The sequence below is a fragment of the Ruegeria sp. S84 genome (genome assembly GCF_056583445.1).
In genome coordinates this window covers 186,152-209,746 of sequence record NZ_JBWPVF010000001.1, presented here as the reverse complement: position 1 = coordinate 209,746, position 23,595 = coordinate 186,152, and the positions used below count along the sequence as shown (strand labels likewise).

Annotated in this window: 16 protein-coding genes; 6 read left to right on the top strand and 10 right to left on the bottom strand. The window is 54.3% G+C overall.

The annotated features are described in order from the left end of the window. Positions 1-373 precede the first annotated feature (373 nt). From AC1DFB_RS19660 to AC1DFB_RS19630, 7 genes are all read right to left on the bottom strand, one after another. The gene (locus tag AC1DFB_RS19660) at positions 374-718 is read right to left on the bottom strand and encodes a RidA family protein (protein WP_170394035.1); all 345 of its coding nucleotides are present in this window, start codon (positions 716-718) and stop codon (positions 374-376) included. 116 nt (positions 719-834) lie between these two features. Continuing rightward, on the bottom strand, positions 835-1,851 hold the full coding sequence (locus AC1DFB_RS19655) for a D-cysteine desulfhydrase family protein (RefSeq protein WP_480922823.1): 1,017 nt from the start codon (positions 1,849-1,851) through the stop codon (positions 835-837). A 16-nt stretch (positions 1,852-1,867) separates the two neighbouring features. After that, positions 1,868-2,596, bottom strand: a complete 729-nt coding sequence (locus tag AC1DFB_RS19650) for a hypothetical protein (protein WP_480922822.1) — start codon at positions 2,594-2,596, stop codon at positions 1,868-1,870. Positions 2,597-2,696: 100 nt separating this feature from the next. Beyond that, positions 2,697-3,446, bottom strand: a complete 750-nt coding sequence (locus tag AC1DFB_RS19645) for an aspartate/glutamate racemase family protein (RefSeq protein WP_480886628.1) — start codon at positions 3,444-3,446, stop codon at positions 2,697-2,699. A 24-nt stretch (positions 3,447-3,470) separates the two neighbouring features. Next, entirely contained in the window at positions 3,471-4,709 is a 1,239-nt protein-coding gene (locus AC1DFB_RS19640) for an NAD(P)/FAD-dependent oxidoreductase (protein WP_480922821.1), read from the bottom strand. Between the two features lie 4 nt (positions 4,710-4,713). Continuing rightward, complete coding sequence (locus AC1DFB_RS19635; RefSeq protein WP_170407117.1) at positions 4,714-6,927, bottom strand: TRAP transporter fused permease subunit; 2,214 nt, start codon at positions 6,925-6,927, stop codon at positions 4,714-4,716. An 80-nt stretch (positions 6,928-7,007) separates the two neighbouring features. Further along, positions 7,008-8,015 (bottom strand): TAXI family TRAP transporter solute-binding subunit, encoded by a 1,008-nt coding sequence (locus AC1DFB_RS19630; RefSeq protein ID WP_170394045.1) that lies wholly within the window; start codon positions 8,013-8,015, stop codon positions 7,008-7,010. A 148-nt stretch (positions 8,016-8,163) separates the two neighbouring features. On the opposite strand from AC1DFB_RS19630, the gene AC1DFB_RS19625 reads away from it, so the two are divergent. From AC1DFB_RS19625 to AC1DFB_RS19600, 6 genes are all read left to right on the top strand, one after another. Then, positions 8,164-9,105 (top strand): LysR family transcriptional regulator, encoded by a 942-nt coding sequence (locus tag AC1DFB_RS19625; RefSeq protein ID WP_480502950.1) that lies wholly within the window; start codon positions 8,164-8,166, stop codon positions 9,103-9,105. A 278-nt stretch (positions 9,106-9,383) separates the two neighbouring features. Beyond that, complete coding sequence (locus tag AC1DFB_RS19620) at positions 9,384-10,373, top strand: glycosyltransferase family 2 protein (RefSeq protein ID WP_170818299.1); 990 nt, start codon at positions 9,384-9,386, stop codon at positions 10,371-10,373. Further along, complete coding sequence (locus AC1DFB_RS19615; RefSeq protein WP_480922820.1) at positions 10,366-12,042, top strand: hypothetical protein; 1,677 nt, start codon at positions 10,366-10,368, stop codon at positions 12,040-12,042. The genes AC1DFB_RS19620 and AC1DFB_RS19615 overlap by 8 nt, the downstream gene beginning before the upstream one ends. A 209-nt stretch (positions 12,043-12,251) precedes the next feature. Beyond that, positions 12,252-13,223 (top strand): glycosyltransferase, encoded by a 972-nt coding sequence (locus AC1DFB_RS19610; RefSeq protein WP_480886630.1) that lies wholly within the window; start codon positions 12,252-12,254, stop codon positions 13,221-13,223. Positions 13,224-13,236: 13 nt separating this feature from the next. Further along, on the top strand, positions 13,237-14,067 hold the full coding sequence (locus tag AC1DFB_RS19605) for a class I SAM-dependent methyltransferase (RefSeq protein ID WP_170736161.1): 831 nt from the start codon (positions 13,237-13,239) through the stop codon (positions 14,065-14,067). Positions 14,068-14,069: 2 nt separating this feature from the next. After that, complete coding sequence (locus tag AC1DFB_RS19600; protein WP_480922819.1) at positions 14,070-14,987, top strand: hypothetical protein; 918 nt, start codon at positions 14,070-14,072, stop codon at positions 14,985-14,987. Between the two features lie 204 nt (positions 14,988-15,191). Here the strand turns inward: AC1DFB_RS19600 and AC1DFB_RS19595 are convergent, their stop codons facing one another. From AC1DFB_RS19595 to AC1DFB_RS19585, 3 genes are all read right to left on the bottom strand, one after another. Next, entirely contained in the window at positions 15,192-16,493 is a 1,302-nt protein-coding gene (locus AC1DFB_RS19595; RefSeq protein ID WP_480922818.1) for a heparinase II/III domain-containing protein, read from the bottom strand. Positions 16,494-17,537: 1,044 nt separating this feature from the next. Next, positions 17,538-20,132 (bottom strand): hypothetical protein, encoded by a 2,595-nt coding sequence (locus AC1DFB_RS19590; RefSeq protein ID WP_480922817.1) that lies wholly within the window; start codon positions 20,130-20,132, stop codon positions 17,538-17,540. A gap of 353 nt (positions 20,133-20,485) precedes the next feature. After that, positions 20,486-23,380 (bottom strand): calcium-binding protein, encoded by a 2,895-nt coding sequence (locus AC1DFB_RS19585; protein ID WP_480922816.1) that lies wholly within the window; start codon positions 23,378-23,380, stop codon positions 20,486-20,488. Between the last annotated feature and the right edge of the window lie 215 nt (positions 23,381-23,595).

Here is a 23,595-nt window from a genome sequence, read left to right as displayed (position 1 = left end):
GTATTAACAGCAGCATAGCGAAGTCCTGAATCGGCCAAAATGATCTGAAATAGCACTCGAATAGCGCTATTTATCGTGCGTTGTTTCTTGACTCACCCAGGATGCGTGAGGATTTGAATCCACGACGATGACTTCGGTCAATCGATATGAACCCACCGGGCGCGCATCACATGCCAGTTGGTGGTGAAACTGCGAAACTAACGCATCGCCGTCATCTCCCGTCAGCAATCGCTTTCAGAGACGCAAATGTGGGCACGCGAACGCAGAAGCGAAGACCTAGGGTGTTTTCTGGACCGTGTATAGCTCAATCTCCGAGGGACTGGACTTGCAAAGGTCCAGAAAACCTACCCTATTAACCGCAATCAGCCGCCGCTCAGTCGTAAGCTGCCGTCACGATCATTTCGACCTTCAATACATCACGGGCGAGCTTGGATTCTCCGCAGGCGCGGGCGGGCGCGTGGCCTTCAGGCACCCAAGCGTCCCAAACGGCATTCATCTCGGCAAAGTCTGCCATATCCGCCAACCAGATTTCGCATTTTAGGATGCGGGTCTTGTCGCTGCCTGCCTTTTGCAAAAGATCCTCAACCTTGGCCAGAATGTCCTGCGTCTGATCTGCCACGGTCGGCGCGTCCGAAGTCTGACCGCACAGGTAGGCAACGCCGTTGTGTTTGACGATCCGGCTCATGCGCTGACCGGTTTCGATGCGGGTGATTGTCATAACTTGTACTTTCTCATTGTTGAATTTAGCAGTGATTTGAGCTGCCCACGGCACAAGCGTTGAAATGCCAATGGGAGCCATAGATCAGAAGCCGGCATTCCGAGGCCGAGTTTCCTTCAAGTCAGATTGTCCGCCAGTTCATTTTGATATCCAAAAAGGGCCGGCAGCCCGCCGGTGTGCAGCAGAATGACCTTCTGACCCGGTTTAATCTTCTGGCTTTCAACCAGATGCATCAAACCGGCGAATGTCTTGGCGGAATAAACCGGGTCGAGGAAAACCCCTTCGGTCCGTGCCATTTTTTCCAGTGCGGCACGCGTTCTTGCGTTCACTTTGCCGTAACCTGGCGGCAATGCATCGTCATAGACATCGATCCGCGCCTGCAATAGAGCGGCATCAACATCCAGCAAGTTTGCAAGTTTCTGTAGAACGATCATCATGCGGGCGTGTTGCTTCTCGCGATCTCTGCGTACGCATATTCCAAATACCGGGGCCGTGCTGCCTTCCAGTGCTAGACCGGTTAGCAAACCGCCATGCGTAGCACCACTGCCTGACGGCACAACCACCGCATCGAAATTGGGCATCTGGGCACACAATTCCTGTCCGCCAACGACATAGCCCAACGCCCCCAGAGGTGGATGATTCAAGCCCAGATGAATGACGTATGGCGTGCGGCCTTGGGCCTTCAATTCGTCAGCACGCGCGTGCAATGCCGCGTCGGCCCCAGCTTCGTCTTCGCCCTCGGGATAGCTCATATGCTCGGCACCCAGAATCTGTGCCAAAAATACGTTCCCGGACCTGTAATACTCTTCGTCCATATCTGGGACACGCTCTTCTAATTGAAGCACGGATTGCATCCCCAGCTTAGCGGCCGCCGCGGCTGCAGATCGGACAAAATTGGACTGAACAGCACCGGTGATTAGAATGGTATCGGCACCTCGTTGCTGAGCATCGCCGAGGTAGAATTCGAGCTGCCGTGTTTTATTGCCGCCAAACACAAGCTCCGTCAGATCATCGCGCTTGAGCCAGAGGTCGATCCCCAATTCCGCCGACAACCTGTCTAACCGTTCCAGAGGTGTCGGGCCCGACAAAAGCCGGGCGCGAGGAAATCTCTCCAGATTGTCGTTTCGTTGCATCGTGCACCTCCCGGGATTATGCAATCATATAGGCGCGCTGGAACAAGACACAGCAAGCGATGAAAGAAACCACGCGGATCGCGGCTATGACGACCGACTGCGGCAAGTAAGGGCCCCCTGCCCGTCCAAGCAGGCTGCCTACCAGCGTGATTATGACAAAGCCGAGCAGTTGCGGCCCGTATGTGATGGCCTGCGTTTCGGACAGGCTGTGCAACAGGAATGCAATGCCATAAGCCACCAGCGCGATGGGTTGCACCAGCTTGGCCACCTCTTTGGCTGTACGGCCCTTTGCGATCAAACCAAACACCATAAGTGGGCCCGGTGTTGCCGCCCAGACGGTTGCAAGCCCGGACAGTCCTGTAATGGCTGAAAACCCAAAACGCCCGATTGTGCCGCGCAAGGGAAGCAGGGTGGTGATCAAGCCGATCAACAACAAGCAGGCCGTCAAGGCCAGAACAAACGCCTCGTTCAACAACGGATAAACAGTAAGACCGGCAGCTACACCGACACAACATGCGATGATCGCATTAAGAATGAGTGGCTTGTTGTTCTTTAGTACATGACGGTCCGTCGCGACTACCGACACAAGGGTATTCAGCAACAGCAATATGGGAACTGCCGTCGAGGTGCCGAGCAGGATCATCATCGGGGGACCCGCGATGATACTGAAACCGATGCCCACGCCAACCTGCAGCATTGCCCCGAGGCAAATGGCGGCCATCAAAATAGACAGATCAATGGTCACATAGCACTCCTGCAGCTTTGGCATTGTTGCAAGACCTCAGATATCCTGAGGTTACGGCCATGGTCCATGTCATTCCTTCATTCGAATTGATTGGCACGCACTAACGCTGCCGGGGCATCAATCCAGAGTATAGCTCGCGGGCCGCTACGGAATGTGCCATTTGCGCAAGTGTCGTCAGATCATACACGGGAAGGCACAGTTCTTCCTGAAGGCGCGATGCGTAGGGCGGCAGGTCTGTACACTCCAAAACCAGTGAGCGGATATCAGGGGCCTCAAGCATCAGGCTACGGGCTGCGTTCAGGACCTCGGCCTCGATCAGGTCTGTGTCCATACGGGTGCGGGTATTCCGCAAGATCACTTCTGCAAATTCACTAGTGTCCTCCAGTCCCTTCACCGCCACCGGAACACCGGCGGCACCGACGCCTTCAAAATGCCGGGCAGTCAAAGCAGAAGCGTCTGCAGTCAAAACACCCACCGGAGCGTTCGCGCCGGTCATGTGATAAGCCAGCGGCACCTGGATCAGGCTGGAAGCAAACACCGGAACTGAAACCGCTGCAGCCAGTTCTTTTTGAAACAGCGCAAGAAAGCCACAGCTGCCGGTAATGGCGCGCACGCCTTCGGCCTCAAGCCGTTTGGCACCTTCGATGAAGGGTTCAAGCAATTCCGGCGTTGGGTTGTTCAGAAGTGTCGGGACAGTCACCCCGTCGATCATTTCATACAGAACCGGAAATGGCAGGCTGGACGGGTTCTTGATATGGCCCGGTGGCTTTGGGAAATAGCTTTCAAGGCAAAGCACACCGATTGAGGCCCCGCAGATATTCTGGCCGCCTTGATAAATTGGCATTGTCATCAGGTCCTTTTTTGATTTGAAAGTTCAAAACCGGGTTGGTGTATACGGTGCTAGATCGATATTCGGGATGCGATCCGAGACGATATCCGCCACTAGCTCGCCGGTTTTCGGGGCCATCATCAGCCCGTAATGAGAATGCCCGAACGCTGCATAGAGTCCCTCTTGGTCTTTTACTTGCCCGATTGCGGGCAAGCTGTCCGGGAATGACGGGCGCCGACCCATCCAAAACCGCGCCTCACCTGTATCAAGCTCGGGCATCATGGCCTTGGCCTGTTGGGACAGGATTTGCTTCTTCCGTGGGTCAGCGGGTGCATCGGCGCTGCCGAATTCAGCCGTACCGGCGACCCTAAGCCCCCCAAGCATCGAACTTGCGACCACCTTTGCATCCACATCCATGACCGAGTTGTTCAGTTCGACCGCAGGGGTTGGGAATTCGACATGATAGCCCCTTTCGGCCACGAGAGGCATAGGCAATCCCAATGGTTTCAACAGGTCGGCAGACCATACGCCTGCCGCAAGAACAACATGGCTGGCGGTTAGCGTATCCTGCGCAGTTGCAATCTGCCAACCACCCTCTTCTGCGGGGGTAAGCTTGGTGACTTCGGTTTGCACAATTTCAGCACCTTGCACTTGCGCCTTTTCGGCCAAAACCGCTCCCACGCGTCCCGGAGCGGTTACACGCGCTTGCCCTTTGATCACAATCGCACCTTTGAACGCTTCGGACATAGCGGGCTCCAATCGGCGCAGTTCGTCACCGTCGACGCGTTCCAGATCGCCGCCTTTTTCTCGGCGGATAAGATATCCAAGCCCGTCCAGATTAGCCTGTTCTGGTCGGCGAAAGGCGTGGATGTAATAGCTATCGGTGATCAAGTTCTCGTGCCCGGTACCATGTAAATGACGCCGGTACAGATCGACGGAGGGGCGACAAAGAACCTCCATCGCGTCCGAGACTTCGCGAACAGTTTTTTCTCCTGAGTTTCCGAGAAATCGCAACCCCCAAGGAATCATTTTGGGCCAGAAGCTGGGCCTGACTGACAGCGCGCTCTTTGGGTCAAGCAGCATTTTGGGCAGCATTTTCCAGATACCGGGCATTGCTTGCGGAATGATCGACCAAGGCGAAACCACACCAGCATTCCCGAACGAGGTTTCCTGACCCGGCTCACCTCGATCGATCAGCCGAACCTGAATGCCCCGTTCCTGCAGCGACAAAGCGCAACAGATGCCGACGATTCCTGCGCCGATGATGGTCACTTGTTCTGTCATCAGTTCAGGCCGGAGATTGACTGCGGTTGCGCGCGATCAATTGGGTGACGATGACAGGCGAGGCAACGGCCAGCGCGATCAGGTCTGCCGTCAGGCTGGGCGCGACAAAGATAATCCCCGCAAGGGCCATCAGAATCCGCGCCGCAACATTCATCGGTTTCAGCCAGTAGCCCACAACCGCAGCCGACAGGGCGATAACCCCGGCGATACAGCTGGCGGCGGTGTAAGTGAACTCCCAGAAATTGAAGCCGGTTGAGGATACGAACAGCAGAACTGGCGCATATACGAAAGCCATCGGCGCAATCACCTTGCCCAATCCAAGAGTGAATGCCGACAGGCCAGTGCGGAACGGATTCGAGTTGGCAATTGCAGCAGCCGCGTAGGCCGACGTACAGACCGGTGGTGTGATTTCTGACACCACGCCGTAATAGAGCACGAACAGGTGGCTGGCGATGGGAGGAACGCCGAGCTGCGCCAAAGCAGGCTGTGCGACCGATACCAGCATGATGTACAACGCTGTGGTCGGGATACCCGCGCCCATCAGGATACAGACGATGGCTATGAAGACCAGTGAGATGAATAGCTGCAGGTCTTCCATGGCAAACAGCTGGAAGCTGCCGAACGAGATCATGTTGTAAATATCTGAAGCCAGATTGCCCGCGCCCTGTGTCACCATGAAGCCAATGCGAAAGCCGATGCCAGTGGTGTTGATCACTCCGACCACGATGCCAACCGCAGCCGCTGCGGCACCAACGGCCAGCGAGTACTTCACGCCCAGTTCGACCGCCTGCAGCATCTCGGGCACTTCAATCCGTTTCTGTGGATTCAGCGTGGCAATAACCGACAGGCCACAAAGGATTGCGGTCATCGTCAGGTCGAACCCGCCATCCGAGAATTTCCAAAGCACAAAAGCCAGGAAAGCCGCGGCATAGACCAGCGTTGGCGGCTGTTTGATCCGCGACATGCCCGCGATGACCGCCAGAGAAATACCGCAAAAAGCGGACATGAATGGCGTGTAGCCCGTAAACAGCACCACCAGCAGGCCGATCAGTGGCACGATATTGGCCCAGCCTTCCGCCCAAACGGCTTTGAGTTGCGGCAGCTGCTCTTTCGCCAGACCTTTCAGGTTCAGCTTGCGTGCCATCAAGTGCACCACAGCGAAGACGCCGACATAGTGCAGTATTGCTGGGAAGATCGCCGCGATCACAATGGTGGTGTAGGGGACCTCAAGGAACTCGGCCATGATGAAGGCTGCAGCGCCCATGATCGGCGGAGTGATTTGGCCACCAGCAGAAGACGCAGCCTCAACCCCGCCCGCAAAATGGCCAGGGTATCCGAGGCGCTTCATATTGGGGATAGTCAATGCTCCGGTCGATACGGTGTTGGCCACCGATGAGCCAGAGATCGTGCCAAAGAAAGCTGAGGACACCACTGATACCTTTGCCGGACCGCCAGTATAACGGCCCGCAAGTATAGTCGCGTTGTCGATGAACAGCTGCCCCAGACCGGTGCGTTGCGCGATGACGCCGAACAAAACAAAGTGAAAGACGATAGTCGAAACCACCCAGAGCGTGACGCCGTAGATACCTTCCTGCGGAAAATACATCGACGATACGAAGGTTTTGAAATTCACGCCGGGATGCTGCAGCAGTCCGGGGAAGTACGGCCCCAGCAGGGCGTATGAGATGAAAACACAGATGATAAGGGGCAGCACCCAGCCCAGCGTGCGCCGCGCAATGTCCAGCACCAAAAGGATGATGACGACGCCCAGAAATACATCATAGTTGTTGGGGTTGCCCATCCGGAACGTCTGTTCCTCGATCCCAAGGAACGGAATGCCGCGCCAGGCTACGCCAACATAGAGCGCGGCAACGATGCCAAGCGCCATGAAAACCAGATCATAGAGCGGGATGTTACCGATGCGGAACCGGCTGACCTTAAGGGCATAAAGGCTCTTTGCCCCAACAATCGGGATTGTGGCATAGACCAGAATGAACAGCAGGGCGAGGTAGATGCCCATGTGCCAGTGGTCTGCGGGCAGGCCGAATCCGGCCGTGAAGAATTCGTAGAACGCTAAAATCAGGGCCACAACACGGAGAACTTTTCCAGCGGTGGGCGTCACCTGCCGGACGGCGGCACCTTCATCGAACTGTTCCTCGATGGCCGCTAGTTCCTCGGCTGTCAATTCGTGGTCATCAAGTTTCTGGGTCTCGGACATGATGGCCTCCCGATTTCGCATAGTTCCAGTGTGCGGTGCCCCACATAGGGGCACCGACGATACAGTTCAGTCTGTTACGTTTACTGAAGAAGTCCGGCTTCTTTGTAGAACTTCTCGGCACCCGGATGCAGTGGAACACCCAGCGCCTCTACACCATCCAGCGCGGTATCGGGCGTGATCTGCTTACCCTTGGCATGGCCGTTGTCCAGTAGCTTGCGGGTGTTGTCGTTCCACAGGGCTTTGGTCAGCTGATAGACCAGATCTTCCGACAGATCCGAGGACACAACCAGCATAGCACTGACCGCAGGGGTCTTGGTTTCCGCATCTATGCCTTCATAGACACCACCCGGAATAGCCGAAGGGATATAGGCCGGAATGATCTCGTTGATCTTGGCCAGATCTTCATCGCTGAACGAATGCAGGTTCATGCCTTTGGTCGACGACAGTTGTACCATCGCGGCAACTGGCCAGCCCGCAGCGTAGAAATAGGCGTCTAACTGACCGTCAGCCAAACGCTCGGCGCTTTGACTGTTGTTCAGTTCGGCTTCATCCATATTGTCGCGGTTTACACCCCAGGCGTCGAGCATCTGCAGAACAGCAACCTGCGTACCCGATCCGGCCTGTGCGATACCGACGCGCTTGCCTTCCAGATCACCCAGGTCGTTGATCGTCTGACCGGCGGGCAGCACGAGATGCAGGTCCTCGGGGAACAGATTTGCTACGATGCGAAGGTTAGGATGAGGTTTACCCTCGAACTTGCCTTCGCCCAGATACATTGAACGGGTCACATCGGCTGCGGCCAGACCGGCCTCAAGCTCACCATTCTGCACTGCGGCATTGTTGAACACCGACGCTGTCGTGGATTGCGCGATTGCGATCAGGCCCGGGACGCCACATTGGCCACCTTCTTCGCACGGGCGAGATCCCGGAGGGGCAGAAATTCCGTTGGCGATGGTGCCGCCGATGGGGAAGTAGGTTCCGCCTGCGCCACCGGTCCCGATGCGGAAGAATGTTGGATCCTGCGCCAGCGCAGGGGCGGCAAGCGCGCCTGCCAAGGCCAGTCCGGTCAAACATTTCACGAATTTCATAATCATCTCCGTTGTTGGATCGCTGGATTCGGTTTTCCCGAATTCGATCTCCTCAGCGTAGAGACGATTCGCATAAATGCAAATTTTTTATACTTCACAAAACTAAGGTTTTATTTATACATTAACCATGAACCTTATGCAGCTCACAGTGTTTCGCGAAGTGATGGAGACCGGCTCTATCTCGCAAACTGCCAAGAAACTGAATCGCACTCAGCCGGCGATTAGCCTTGCGTTGAAAAACTTGGAAAAAACGCTGGGACTGACCCTGTTTGAACGCAAGGGAAGACGCCTGGTTCCGGTTCCTGAAGCGCACTACCTTCTGGCCGAAACCACAGGCATTCTGGACCGTCTCGCCACCATCTCCAGCACAATGGAAGGGTTGATCAAAGGGCATGCAGGCAGCCTGAACATCGCAACGATGCCCGGACCGTCCGCCTTTTTGTTCCCGCGTTTTATCAGCCAGTCGGTCGGAGAAAACCCCGATATTCGCATCACTCTTTCCACCCGCAGTTCACCTCAGATTATGGAGCTTGCAGGGACCCAGAACATCGACTTCGGATTTGCTGATTTCGAACATTCAGCGGGCAAAGAACCGCAGTACTCTGCCGAACTAATCAAAGCAGATTGCTTCTGTGCCATTGACCGCACCCACCCACTTGCTTCGCGTAAGAGCCTGACACTGTCTGATCTGAACGATACGCCCATGGGCGGCTTGCATGCGTCACACCCATTCCAGCGCAAAATCCGGCAGGAATTCGAGGAGGTCGGTGCTGAGTACAATCCGACAGTGACCTGCCAGTATTTTCAGCCGCTCATCCCCTTCGTCAGCTCCGGGCAATGTTGCAGCATCGTTGATCCGCTGACCGTCGTGACCGAGCAAGAATTGAACCTGTCCGACGGAAAGGTCGCTTTTTTGCCATTCAAGAAACCGCTCAGATATGAATACGCGATCCTTGAACCCAACCACCGGCCGCCGTCTCAACTGGCTTTAAAGATCAAAGCTGGATGGAAAGCCGAGGTCTTAAAAATGTTGGAAGACGTGAAGGCGAATCCTCACACAGAATGGATTTTCCAGGCCGGGCGTGAGTAAAACTGATCGGCCCCAATGAGTTGATCTCTTGATCGCTCGAAGCGATTTACAGCGTCAAGTTGATTTGAGAAGAAAGACGGCTGGTCGCAATTCACGGATTTAGAGTAACGCAGTTTTCGGTCGACACCGATGACGCACCAACCATCGAGTATTCATACGAATTGTTTCAAAGGAGCGTTTCAACCGTTTCAGATGGCTCAACAATTACCCCTTTTGGACACAATTTTGTCCCAAAATAAAATGTAATTGCACTCAATAGTTATCAATGTGGCATGATCATGATGCTTGTCGTCCAAATACCGGCGCTTAACGAGGAGGAAACCCTTGCCGAAGCGATCGCGGCAATTCCCCGATCGATTCCTGGCGTCAGTAAAGTTGAAGTACTGGTCATCGACGACGGCTCCACCGATCGGACCGTTGAAGTCGCCTGGGACGCCAAAGCTGATCACGTTCTGGAAATGAGCAGCCATGTCGGCCTCGCCCGTGCGTTCAGTGCCGGCATCGAGTATGCACTTTCATTGGGCGCGGATGTGATCGTCAACACCGATGCAGACAATCAGTATTGCGCTGACGACATTCCGGCCCTGATTGATCCGATACTGAAGCGTAAGGCACAAATCGTGGTCGGCGCTCGCCCGATCAGAGAGATCGAGGGCTTCTCGCCGTTGAAGAAAACCCTTCAACGGCTGGGCAGTTGGGTCGTGAGACTGGCAAGCAAGTCAGAAATCCCTGATGCGCCCAGCGGATTTCGCGCCTATTCCCGAGATGCCGCTGCCCGACTCTGTGTTGTCAACACTTATACCTACACTCTGGAAACCATCATTCAGGCCGGTCGCAAACATATCCCGATGACCTCGGTGCCTGTTCGGGTCAACAAGGTAACACGCCCGTCTCGTCTGTTCAGAGGTATCGGAGAGTATGTCATCCGCTCAGCAAGAACTATTCTGCGCGTTTTTGTGATCTACGCACCATTGAAGTTCTTCCTGACGCTTTCGGCAGTGTTCGCCTTGCCTGGCTTAATCGGGGTTGGGCGATTTCTCTATTATTACGCGACAGACGGGGGGGCCGGGCATGTTCAGTCGCTGGTTCTGTCCGGTGTGCTGCTGGCAATGGCCACGATACTGTTCGCCGTTGGTATCCTCGCCGATCTTATCGCCACCAACCGTAGTCTGCTGGAAGACATCCGGGCCCGAGAGTTACTGCGCGCGCCGATTAGACCTACTGAAGTAATTACCCTCGACCAGGTCAGGGCGGTAGAGAATGGATAATCCGGCGCTAGGCGATCAGCGAAACGCCGGATTGGTAGGGGCTATCACTCTTGATCGAGTGGTACGAGCGAGCATTGTCGTTGTCTTCGTGTTTATGCTGGTGCTGGCGTATACTCACAATGTGAATTGGGACGAATTCTATTTCCTGTCACATGTCCATGCCTTCCTCGACGGTCGATTGGACCGTCCAATGCAGACCTTCTTCGTGCATGGTTTCACATGGCTCGATGCGCTGCCGGGTCATGAGATGGAACAGATATTTGCAGCCCGGCTTGTGATGGTTGCATGCGTCGGGCTGACCACAATTTCTGTGCACCGTATCGCCCTGTATTTTACCGAACAGCGATTTGCCGATATCGCTGCTCTGGGTTTCCTGACTTCGGGCTACGTTTTGGCCTATGGCGCCAGTTTCCGTGCCGATCCCATTGCTGCGGCATTACTGACTTCTTCGATTGCAATCTTGCTGACCAAGCGCCTGTCTGTCTGGCAAACACTGGCGGCAGCGCTTCTGAGCGCTCTAGCCGTACTGGTTACGATCAAATCGGCACTCTATCTGCCCGCATTTCTGGCCGTGCTGATATGGAGGATCGAAGATCGAATAGCGGTACGGCGCATCATTATCACGGGTATATTGGCGGCTGGCATTTGCGTGTCATTCTACCTCTGGCATGCGTCTGGCCTCCGCGTCGCCGAAGGCAACCAGACGGCAAACAATGCAAAGGACGCGCTGAATACGACGCTTTTAAGAAGCGGCATATTCCCACGATCAACTGAATTCATGAGTTGGGCTATGCTCAGTCTCCCACAGATCATTCTTGTGGGGATCGGACTGTGTGCCGGTCGGAATGCTCGGCGGGTTCTGTTGATTGCGCTCTTTGCTGCACCGCTCCTCTCGGTGGTGATCTATCGCAATGCCTTTGTCTATTTTTACCCCTTCGCTACCCCACTCCTGATGGTAGCCGTCGCGATCGGAGCACAGAGGCTTGGATCATCACGACGCTCGGCACAACTGGCGATGGTGATGCTTGCGGGGCTTTTTGTCCAGGCAGCCCTAGCACTGCAAGATCGTGCAGGAAACCAACGCGCCACTATTGCGGAAATTCATCGCCTGTTCCCAGATCAGGTCGCCTATATTGATGACAGCCACATGATCGCAAGTTTCCCGAATCCTGGTTTCTTCATGTCAGGCTGGGGCGTTGCACGCTATCAGGCGGCGGGCCAGCCCGTATTTGCCAGAATCATCGCAGAACAGCAGCCACCTCTACTTATCGCCAACAAAACTGCTCTGACGCTGACGATGGACCCAAGTTCGGCCAATGGAGCCGAGCCTGTGCTGCTGCCTGAGGACCACAAGATATTACGCGAGTCATATGTGCACTATTCGGGATCGATCTGGCTTGCCGGAGGATCAGTGACGCTGACCGGCGAACCGGTTGAATTGGCACTTCCGTTCCCCGGGAGGTATCGGGTCGAAACCAGCCAGCCAGTACAGATTGACACAAGTGCCGTCGCATCTGGAGACATTCTCAGCATTGGGGCAGAAGCAGTAACAATCAACGGACCGAAAGGTGTTGCTGTCAGGCTGATCTGGGATACTGGTGTGGCGCCGGTCGCACCAGAAAGCTTGGATCGAGAGGTTTATACCGGCTTCCGGGTGCTTTCGCTATGAATACCGATATGCCTCTTTCCCCTCCGGTGGTCAGCACCACTCCGATACCATCTGAGCCCGGCAACAAGCGGGTGATTTTTTGGGGAACATATGATCTTAGCAAACCCCGTACTCGAATTCTCCGAACTGGATTGCAAGAGCTCGGCGTAGAAGTAATTGAAATCCACGCAGAGATTTGGCCCAAACACGCGGATAAAAGCCAGTTGAACATGGCTGTGATGATCCGAGTGTTGTTCAGCGCGCTCTTGGCCTATCCGCTTCTGATCCTGCATTATTTGCGTGCGCCTCGTCATGATGCAGTGATGGTTCCCTATCTTGGCGCGCTCGATACATTGGTGTTGTGGCCCTTTGCCCTGCTACGTCGGCGGCAGATCACCTGGGACATGTTCCTTTCGCTTTACGACACTGTCGTTAACGATCGAAGTATGGTTGGGGCCAAGTCACTGCCGGGCCGGATGCTTTGGGTCACTGAATGGCTGGCCTGTCGGGCAGCGCATCATGTCTTGCTCGATACAAAGGCGCATGCCGAGCATATTGCACGGATCTTCAATTTGCCTGAATCCAGGATTGGAGCAGTGCCGGTGGGAGCTGAGCCGGGATCCTTCCAGCGTCTGCCTCCTCCTGCGCGCCACGACGGTCCCACTAGAGTGTTGTTTTATGGACAGCTCATCCCGCTGCATGGGCTTAAAACGATATTGACGGCAGCTACCTCGGATCAAGGTCGCGATATCAATTGGCACCTGATTGGCACCGGGCAAGAGTGCCTATTGCTCGAGACAGCTCTGGTGGATGCGGAGCATAATCATATCTCCTGGCAGAAGTGGGTTCCCTATGAGGAACTGACCGAGGCAATTTCAAATGCCGACATCTGCCTCGGCATTTTTGGCGCCTCTGGCAAGGCTGCGTCAGTAGTGCCGAACAAGGTTTATCAGGCGCTGTTGTCAGGGCGTTCAGTGATCACCCGGAGCTCACCTGCCATGATCGAAACATTCGGCACCGAAGCTCTCGGGGTGAAGCTTATCCCTCATTCAAATCCCGAAGCGCTGCTGGATGCCATCGCTGAATTGAGGCACGAGGGCTATCCGGTAATGCCTGAAGACAAACTGAAAATGGCCCAGCCCCAGGAGATCGCGCGGACTCTTTGCGGATACCTGTTTCGCTGTGCACCTCAAGCCGGATAAAACTGTGGTCGACATGAAAGAATCCCGCCGCAATACTAAGACCCATTACGGTACCGTAATCAGGCATAGGCATTTCGGCCTGGCTATTCCGGCTCTTCAATGGGTGCCGGCCCCGCGTTACTTAATGCGGAGAAATGTTATTCTTGGACTGGCCCAAAGGCTGATGCCCGGACGACTTCTAGAAATCGGATGTGGGGCTGGTGCATTGCTAGACGACTTGGCGGGAATGGGGTTTTCATCGGTTGGTGTGGATAAGTCTACTTCGGCCCGACGTATTGCCACGGCAATTTTGGATGGAACCAGAGAAGTAGAGATTCGCGAAACTTGTCAGGGGCTAGCGCTGGAAAGCTTTGATCATCTAGTCGCTTTCGAAGTACTGGAACATATTGAGGACGACTCAGCGGCGCTTATCGAATGGGCACGCTATTTGAAACAAGACGGTCATTTGATGGTTTCTGTCCCAGCACATCCCGAACGCTGGAACCCAGCCGATGTCTGGGCAGGTCATTACCGGCGATACCGGCGGAAGGATCTTGTTGACTTGGTTGAAATGGCTGGCTTCAAGATTGAGCTAGTCCAGTGCTACGGCTTTCCTCTGGCAAATATTATGGAACGGCTGATCGCTCGGGTCTATGCCAAACAGACCCAGAAACGCGGCGAAAAGATGAACCAAGACGACCGCACTAGCGCTAGCGGTTCGGATCGCAACCTACTGACGCTTATCTGGCCTTTCTACAGCTCGTTGCTCGGAACGCTGACAATGCGGCTAGTCTGGAAAGTTCAAAAGGTGTTCCTTAACGGTGATCGTGGCATTGGATACATCATCGTCGCGCGTAAGTACTAAACATGGCTACCGCCCTGCGCTATATCGGCACCGCTGCTGCCCTGATCTTCATCGGAATCATTCTGGTTCGACACGCAGGAGACATTGCAGTGCTCGACCTCGGGTCAGGCCGCGCCCGTTATGCACTGCTAGGTGGGTTTACCCTTTATGTGCTGTCGCAGCTCGTAGGTGCTGTGGCTTGGGGGGTGACGCTAAACATCTATGACGTTGCCCTACCGCGCACACGCGCTGAAAGTCAGTTAATGGTATCGCAGATCGGGAAATACATCCCCGGCAATGTTGCCCACCTTTTGGGACGTTTCGCCCTCGCACGGAGTGATGGAGTGCCATCCGCAATTATTGCGTCATCTCTTTTGCTCGAGATCGGTTTTCTGCTCGCCAGCGGTGCTCTGGTCGTCGGAATTGTGCTCCTGACCATGCCCGATCTTGTCGCCGCAGTAATTGCAGACCTTCCAGGATCCTGGCTCGATGGACAGATGACAATCATCTTCTTCGGAATTCTGGCCTGCATCATGATTGGCCAGATTGTAATCTGGCGCAAAGCGGGAAAACCGAAACTTAAATTTTCAAAATGCTTGATCCTGTTGTTTCTGCATAGCTTCAACTTTTTGATGCTGGGTTTGTCACTTTGGTGTGTCGCACGGGCGATCTACCCTCAGGGTGGTGCCGGTATATTGCAATGCATCGCAATCTTTTCGACAGCCTGGGTCATCGGTTTTCTGATGCCGGGCGCACCCGGTGGTATCGGTATTCGAGACGGAATTATAGCTATCGGACTTGGCCTTTTCACTGATCAGGGAGTCGGTCTAAGCGCTGCGATCGCGCATCGCGCGATCTCGGTTCTGGGGGATGTAGCTGTGTTTGGGCTTGGCCTAACCCTGCGCCGATATCTAAGCAGTAGTGAGCACGAAGCTGTATAAGTTTCAAAATTTGGATCAGGTCAGCCAGACAATTTGCAGCGGAGTCTATCGTATCTGAAGGTCGCCATGCGCTGTCTCAGGCGCTAGGGTGCCGTCTTCTATTCGTTTCCAAACATAGTGCGACTTCTGGTGCGTACTACATTCCTTGAGCGCACCCAGCATCGCCCAAAGCCAGGGTTGAGGTCGTTCAAGTTTGACCCAAACCTATCGTGAGTTTTGAGCAGGCAACCGATCAATGTGCTTTTTCACAACATCGTTCGAGAGGGTCGCGTTCAGTCGCCACTCACCTAACGGGATGACCGGCTTGTTTGCGGCCTGTGCATCAGGTTCAAAAGTAACAACAATGGTTTCACGCTTGTCACTTTCATCAAGATCAAGCTGGATCATGAGCCGTGTAACGCCTGAATTCGGATTCTGCATCGCACATTCAGAATTGAATGCCGTTTCGCAAGGATTGGCTGAAAGTTGAGAGAAGGTGGCGTTTGGCGGCGACAGTATGCGTGCGGTTAGTTCTTTCCCATCCTGACGCAATGTGGCTTTGGAGCCATCAACTGTTAACTGCGCTTCGGTATGCATTGCCCACGCCACCCGCCCCCGTTGATCAGAGCTAATTTCATCCTGAACCAACACTGTCGTTCCGTCGACAAGAGCTATGCCTCGTCTGACCGTTCCCTTGGGCTTTCCATAGGCGTCTGAAAGATCGGCGATTGCAAAATCGAAACCCGGAAACTGCGCCAACTCCTCAACATAGGCCCGCCCCGTTTCGATTTGATTTGCCATGTCAAAGGTCAGTGTATTCTGCCCGATCGTGGCCGTTCGATAATAGTCAAAACGTTTGTCAGTAAAGTAGCCGGGCAATTGGTAATTTCCGAGCCCAAGATCCACCCCCCAACGTACACCGTCGGCTTCAAGCACAAAGGTGCCCGCATCAAGGTCATTGTGATGGCTGCTAAGCGGCCCAGCCTTGAGGCCGATATAGCTGGCCTTAGGGTCATTCCAACCAGACCGCATGGTTACGATCCCAAGCCCTCCAGACCAATAGGATGTTGATCGAGCAGTGGTTGGTTCACTATTGCGTCGCTGCTGCCAGATCAGCTCGAATGCTGGATGGGAAGACCCCATTTTGCTATTCATCTTAAGGTCGTAGCCCGGACGATTGAACCGCGACGCCAGCCAGGTCAATACAACAAGGTCAGTGCTTGTATCGCTGTCTCCAAAGTTAAACAGCATGCCAGTTGGCCCAGATGCATGGATCAGGAACTCCCCAAAATCTTCCAACCCTACCATTTTAGAGAGATCAAAATCATGCCCGAGGACGGAAACAAGCGCATCAAACGCCACCGCCGCGTCCCGGGCGGACAAAGCCCCGTACATCGGTCCTTCTGGCCAAGCCCCATCCGGAGCGAACATTGCCAACCCATTTCTAAGTGAAACCTGCGCTTGCTCAATAATATGATCAGCCAGTTCCGGTTCTGTTTCTGACACAACCAGAGCGGCGACGATCATTCCTGCATTGCAAACGATGTTCCAGTTGAAGGAAGCAACGGGCCAGGCGATATCCGCAGTAGCCGTCCCATCAGGAAGCGACGCGGGAACAGACACTGGGTTCACCCAGTGTTGGGGGGCGACCCAACCCTTGTCATAATAGAGCGTATCCAGATCGTAGATTTTTGCGACTTCTTTCAGCCCCTTCTCAACAAGTGCCGATCGAATAGTCTGATGATCCTCTTCGTCCAGATTGTCACTAATCCAACTGTATCCGAGCGACACCGCCAATGTGACACGGCTTAATCCCAGAAAGTGTGCGGACTGCCATGTTTCCAGTTCCGAAAACTGCAAGAGCTCGGTTCTGGCGCGATCAACATATCGACTGTCACCAGTCAATCGCCAAGCCAAAGCCAGTGTGGTGAGGCGTTCGACCGGACGTTGTCCAAATCCACGAAAAGCTTCGTGAAGTTGACCATCTCCATTCCGAACTGCCTCAACAATAGTAGGCGACCGCAAATGCGCTTCTGCACTCTCAATCAATGCCTGATAGTCAGCCGCGAACACCTGATCGGCTGCGCGCTGTGTTTCTATGCGCTGGACGATCTCATCCGTTAGAACGACTTGCGGCACTGAGTTTTGGGACAAAGCGCTTGTAGCGCAAAAACAAGCGAAGGACAAAACGAACAAAAAGAAGGCTTTAATCGGATTCACACTTCTAACGGTCGCGATCATGGACTTCTTCCGCATTGGAAACACCTGCAACCCGACTCTGCAGCGGTGGCCAAATTCTGTCAAAGACATCCGATTAGTTCGGCTTAGCAAATTGATATGCTAAACGCCCCGTCCAGCAGCCTATTGGAGTAGTGTTTAAGTAGAGCCGGAAGGACAAACGATAAGAAAGCCAGCCACGAGAACCTAGCGCAAGCGATCCGAGCATTAATATTATGGTCGCATGGCTTGATCACGGAACCGAACCGGAAACGAGGCCAGTGCCCATCGATTTTCATGTGTTTGTTTTCGTTCCCGGCCTAGCGCAGACCGGGAACCACTTATTGGAGTGCCTCAGGCGATGGACATGCCGAGCGCTTCAAGTTGGTCTGTCAGGGCGCTTTCTGCTTCGGCAACACTGTTCCAGTCATCAGCCGTCAGGTTGCCAAGATCCAGATCCTCGGCCTGAACATCCTGAAGTGTAACGGTATGGCCGCCATTTCCGATAACTTCAAAGATAAGATCGCCATCAATTTCGGTGACCGACACATCGCTTTCGCTCAAAGCGTTGAAATCGATGATATCATCATCGGCATTAAAACCGATAATCTGGGTCTTTACCCCCCAGTTCCAGGTAAGCTCTGCCACATCCACTTCAGCGCCGAAGGTCACAACTCCTGGGGTTTGGCTGTTTCCGGGTTCGTTGGTTCCACTACCGATATCTGGTTGGGTCGATCCCCCTGTCAGATCTCCGACCCGTGTCTGATAACCGTCTGTCGTCGCCCCGACAGGAGCCTGTGGGGTCAGCAGTATGGTGCGAGCAACCAACGTCACATCGTTCTGGTCAAAGCCAAATGGTACCTCGAGATTGTCTTCCATCACCTGATCAAAATGGAATTCGACCAGACCCGGGATCAGGTCAGCCTTGGTCACGCCGGTCAGCGTGATGCTTTGTCCGGTCGGCAAGGATGAGATCACCAGACCATCGCTACTGTCCTCGACGCTAAGCCGCTCGCGGGTTCCGAAATACAGGAAGCTGATCTTCATCGTTGAAGGATCAAAGCCGTCAATAACTTCGTGCACGCCATATTCGTGGCTACGAACATAGACTGTGTCAGCATCGCGAGGTCCTACGCCCTGCTCCCAACTAAGAACGCCGCCCATATCCTGACGGAGGTGTTCGTTGCCGACCACACCAAAGCTGTCGATGGTCACGTCCTGGAAGGTGACACCTTGCACGATTTGCGCCGCGTCCGACGATGGGCTGTCGATAACAATCTCGCCGGCCTTGGATTTGGTGACGATCATGCCGTGAACCGACGTACCGCCAAAGTCCAACTCGTCCACACCGGGGCGGAATCCGGTTATGTCGTCAGCGTTGCTATCGGCCCGGTATTTCACCCCGCCCGTGTCTGTATTGCCGGTGATAGCGGGCGGGTTTGACCCGTCTGCATCATAACTGAGGTCATAGCCCTCTCCGTCTCCCGGCGAGACGATAACTTGCCCCAAAGCTGTGGACACTTCGTTCAACACCGTCTGATCCGTGATAGAGAAATTGCTGAGCGAAAGATCGGACAGGCCAAAGCCAGTGAATACGATCTGCTTGGTTACATTGCCCGAGGTCAGCTCAATTCTAACGGTCTGCCCCAGAGCGTCCCCACTCTCTTCGAAAATCGAGAAGTTATCAGTCCCAATGTCCGGTCCGATTTCAATGACATCTCCCATCGCGGGCAGGAAGCCTTCGACCGTCTGTGCCTCGCTGGCAAGGCCCAGCATGACGTGCATATGTTGGTGGCTATGGCCACCGCCACCACCATCTCCGCCACCATCGCCACCGCTGGTCGGCATTGAACCATCAGTGCCTATCAGCCCAAGCACTTCAGCTGCGGCGGTATTGTCCAGAATAGCGAAGTTTGCCCGGCTCAGCTCAGCAAGTGTCACACCGCTGAGGGTCGTGGCCTGGTTGTTGGACGGGATCGAGAACACAACCGCGCCATCAACCTCGGCAACCTCCAACGCGTCGGCACCGACCCATGCGATGAAGATCGTATCTGTCGTAGGGTCGAAATCCGGGATCGTTGCATTCGTGCCCCAAGCCCAGTTAATCACCACATCCGCAGTATCTTCTGTGGTGTCAGCAGTCCCGTTGCCGGTCGGTTCCGTGGGTTCCGGATGTATAACCGGTGGGACAACGGGCGGCGACGTATTCCCGTTATCGGTGCCGCCATTTGTATCCGTGGGCAAGACACCGTCGGTGTATACCTTGATAGCGTCTTCGATACTCGGCGCGTCATAACCGCCGAATTGCGAGACATACCGCAGGATCGAAGTACCGTATTCATCGGTGGATACACTTCCACCCTGAAGCAGAGCCAACGTACCCCATGCCCCCCGCAGGTGCGCGGCGGCCATTATGCCAGTAAGACTGAGCGTGACAGAGACGGCCTGGCCATTTTCCAGATAAGTGCGTGTCGTGCCGAGATAGTCGGACAGGCTCTCTCCCTGATAGCCCAGCCCGGTTTCGATGACTTGAAGATTGTAGCCAAAAGCTTCTTGAATCGCGCGCTCCTGCGCTTCGGCGGTTGTGAACTCTGCCAGCGAATTCACCCCGTTCTTACCGGTCCATGTGCCATCCCAGGTGTTCGAAGCCGCGCCATTCCCATAATAGACATCATCGGTGTAATACCCGAGGTCAATTAACAGCGCCTCGCCGAACTGATATCCAACAAAACCAAGCGAGTTCATCGAGCGATAGGACATCGCGTCCCATTCATCACTGCTTAGATCAGACCAGCTGGAATAGCTTGGATAGAAGTCGGCAACGGCCCCTCCCGCCCATTGGTTCAGCTGCCAATCCTGAATGATTCCTGCGTCGTATCGATCTCGATCCCAACCAGATTCAAATGCACGCAAAGCGTCGCGAAATTCTTCATATGTTCCATTACTCATCTTGAAACAGACTCCCATCTTGTCGTTGTTTCAGCCCAAGTATTTCGGCTTTATTAGCCCGATGAATTCAGGCCCAACTTGCGTAACAAGTCAGAAGTTTAGGACACGTTAAGAGTTCATTAACGAATTAATCTGAGCGGATGCGGGCCTAGGCCAACCTTTTGATGCGCTAAAAAACGCTGTAGGTCAGTGGGTTATGGCGGGGTTTGAGCAAAAGATCGGTGCAGTTGCGCGAGTCTTCGCCAAATTTGGAATGTCGCAATAATTAACTTTGCATTATTGCCAGATCGAACTGTTAAGAAAGCCTCAGCCGATCCAGACCGGCTGAAGCTTTTTTGGTAATCAGGTGATGATCAGAGACCCCAATCCTGTGATTGCTGAGCCGTCAGCTCGCTGATGTGCTGCATGACATCGAAATGCTCATCAACACCCTGTACGCTGATCACCTTTTGGCCATTTGCCGTGACCCAGTGAGTGCTGGAACGCCATTCGATCTGAAGTTGATCCAGAGACGAGATCCCGAACCCTTCCAGATCAATAACAATCGAGTCGTCAGCCTCAAAATCCCGGATCACCTGACCACCATACTGGCTGCCCGGGCCGGTGATGACAAAAGTATCGCTGCCTTCGCCACCGAACATATTGGCAAACCCGGCTTCTGAAGACTGGTCTGCATCAAGGATGATGACGTCGTCGCCGTCTCCACCATTTGCATTGGTGATCATCGCGCCTTTGCGGATCACGATGGTGTCATTGCCGTCGCCGCCGTTCAGAGTAGCGAACTGATTGAGCGCACCGCCAACAATGTAGTCATCACCAGCACCACCATTCAGGGTCAATCCACCACTGCCGGTGTCGCCGATCATGTAGTCCCAACTATCGGTGCCATCTACGTTAACGAGCTCTTCGCCGACCTCGGCATCAATCCGGTTGCCATACTTCTCGAACCACTCCAGCGTGTTTGCACCAAAGGGCGGTTCGTAGACAACCAGATAGCCTTCTTCATCGTTGCCAACCAAGCTGCGCAGGTCGATGTATGACGGGTCAAATCCGTTCCCGTCATCGTCATAGCGCACGATGATCTCGTCTGTCAGCTTGTTCAACAGCACGATCTGGCCGTTTTCAATGCGGTGATCCAGATCGAACCAGCCGGTCATCCCGTAGGCGTCGAGGTCAATCTCGATACGGTCGCCTTCATTGGCATCGAAATCGGTGATCGTGTTCTCGCCGCCGTTCAAAATGAAGGTGTCAGCTCCTCCGTTACCGGTCAGCACGTCTTTGCCATCACCCGAGGTGAAGACGTTATCACCGTCGTCGCCGATGATCACATCATCATGGTCGCTGCCATAGATGTTCTCGACGCTCCAGAGCAGATCATAGCCTTCCTTGTCGCGAATCTCGTCATTGAGATCGAACGGATTGGCGCTGTTGCCATGCCAGGCCCAGTAATACTCACCGCTGGCATCTTCCGCCTTGTTGTTCATGTCGACATAGATGCCGCTCAGACTGTCACCATACCAGGCCGTGTCATTGCCTTCTCCACCATACAGCTTATTAAAGCCGCCACCGCCAGCCATGATATCGTCACCGCCAAAGCCGTAGAGAACATCATTGCCGTCATTGCGGATTTCGGCCTCGTTTCCGCCGTGGGTATCGCGCTCGGACGTATAGGCTTGCAGAACGTCGTTGTGGTTTGTTCCCAACTGACGATCCTCGTCATGAAAGCCGACCATCGAAACACCGCCGAACGCCCCGAATGTGACGAACTTGCTGGTTCCAAGACCTGCAAGGTCTTCACTGCTCAGGCCAAGGTCGATCTTTTGGCCCAAGCCATAATGCGCACCATCCGGCCCCGTGATCAGAGCAGTTTCTTTCAACCGTTGAATGAAGGCATCTGTGTTCTGCTGCGAGATACTTGTTGCGCCCGGAAAGATGTTCGACGCCTCATCCCAATAGAAGGTTGTAATCACCTTGAACTTGTTGTCGGCCGGATCAAGCGCGACCAGATCGAATGCCGCGCCATCAACGATCGATGCCTGCAGGTCCAGCGTTACTGGCCCCTCCACGTTGACTGGTACAATGATCTTGTCTTCAAGCGGGTTGAAGTCGAGGATCTCGACCAGAGACACCTTCGGCGGGTTGACGGTTTCGACAACCTGCTCCTCGGTCTTGAACATGTTCTTGATCCCGTCGATCAGGCCTCTGGCAAGGTTGATGAACAGCTTCGCGCCCGGCAGCATCTTGGCGAGTGCCAGATTACCTGCCTCTTCCAGCCACTCTTCGCCCAGACCATTCGATTGGTTATGGTTGGGATCATGAGTTGTTGGTTCAGGCACAGAGCCAATAACGAACGTGTCGGCCCCTTTTCCACCGTAAAGCGTGTCGGCAGAGGTTTCGTCGATATGCCCGGTAAACAGGACATCATCACCGTCACCGCCGACAAGAAGGTCGTTACCAGTACCACCGTACAGTTTGTCGCCTTCATTCCCAGCAATCAGGATGTCATCGCCTTCGCCGCCAACAAGGATGTTCTTGCCTCCGCCGCCAATGATCTTGTCGTTGCCGGATTCGCCGAACAGCTGATCATCACCTTCACCTCCATCGATGTAGTCGTGGCCACCGCCACCATAGATGACATCATTACCGCCATCACCGAACAACTGGTCGTTCCCACGGTAGGCGATGATGATGTCATCTCCGTCACCGCCCGAGATATTGTCGCGGTGATGATAATTAGAATAGTAGTTCTTGATCGAGGTGCCGCCATCATAGTTATCCCAGTTTTCGGGGTTCCAACCGTGGATGACGTTATCCCCTTCATTCCCTTCGATACGGGTGTAAAGATATGTCCCCTTGCTTTGCCCACTTGAGAGACGGTGCATCAGGTTTTCAAAGCTCACCTCACCATCGGCCATATTGTATTCACCACGGGCTTTGACATCGCGGCCGACATAGGTGCCGCTGGTGTCATGCAGATGGGTCCCATATTTATCCCACCAACCGCTGTGGCCATCGCCAGGTGATTTACCACCGGTCCAGACGGGAATATCAGGTTTGTTGCTGGCCACAGTCTCGTCGTCCGAGGCTGAATCTTCCCAGACGTAGTCCTGCAATTCGCTGCTTTCTTCCGACAGCAGACTAACCGGCGTGATCACGATAGGATCGTCATCCGTTTCACCAAGACCAACCGATAGGTTGAGCGTGCTCGCCGAGTTGGGCTGGAATTTTGATTTGCTAACATGTTTCATGTCTTTCCTCCTGTTTCCTGGATGGTCGACACCCGAGGTTCGGGCCCATACGCATCACAGATCATAGGAAAGATGTGGTTTTTCAGGCTGTTGATCTCAACAGGTGAAAGCCAGTTAAGTTGTTACAAAGTATGACAAAAATGGAATCCACGGCCTGAGAAAACCAGCAATCCGGCTGGCGCCTGTTTCAGGCCCCAGCCGGTGAGTTTGGTTTT